General features: G+C 56.3%; 1 protein-coding gene. It reads right to left on the bottom strand.

The genetic code is table 11. The annotated features are described in order from the left end of the window. Positions 1–22 precede the first annotated feature (22 nt). Positions 23–524: DUF222 domain-containing protein (locus Q7C21_RS22990; protein WP_375151236.1), on the bottom strand; the 502-nt coding region annotated here is incomplete at its 5' end.

Here is a 524-nt window from a genome sequence, read left to right on the forward strand (position 1 = left end):
AGGACTCTGCCCCGATCGGGAGTTAGTCCCAGTAGGTATTACGCCGCGGTAACTGTTGCGGGTCAATATGCTTCGGCAAAATCACGTGCGGTAGCCCATCAATCACCACAATCTTGATCCGACCCGAATCAGCATCCATATGCGCACCCCGGCACAGCCCACCCAAGTTGATCAGCTTCGTTTCGCCGCCCATCCACCACGGATCAATATGATGAAACTCGATCTTCTCCGGTGGCTCGGTGCAGCCAGGCACAATACACCCATGATCACGCGCGAGGACGGCGCGTTTGAGCTTCTCCGGAACCAACCGTTGAGCTCGACCATAGTCAAGCAGTTCACTCTTCGAATTGAACACTGCCGGGATGATGTCTGCTTCGCATAACAACCGTCTCAAATCCCCGGGCGGAAGTTTCACCCCGTGGGCGGTGCGGGCATCGCCTGAGGCGAGGTCCTGCAAATTTTCGAGCTTCAAATGCACGAGAACTTCAGGTCTGATCCGTTGGCTACCACCACCGGTGGGGATG

This window comes from Pantoea sp. ANP04, assembly GCF_041982285.1.
Classification (GTDB): Bacteria; Pseudomonadota; Gammaproteobacteria; order Enterobacterales; family Enterobacteriaceae; genus Pantoea; species Pantoea eucalypti.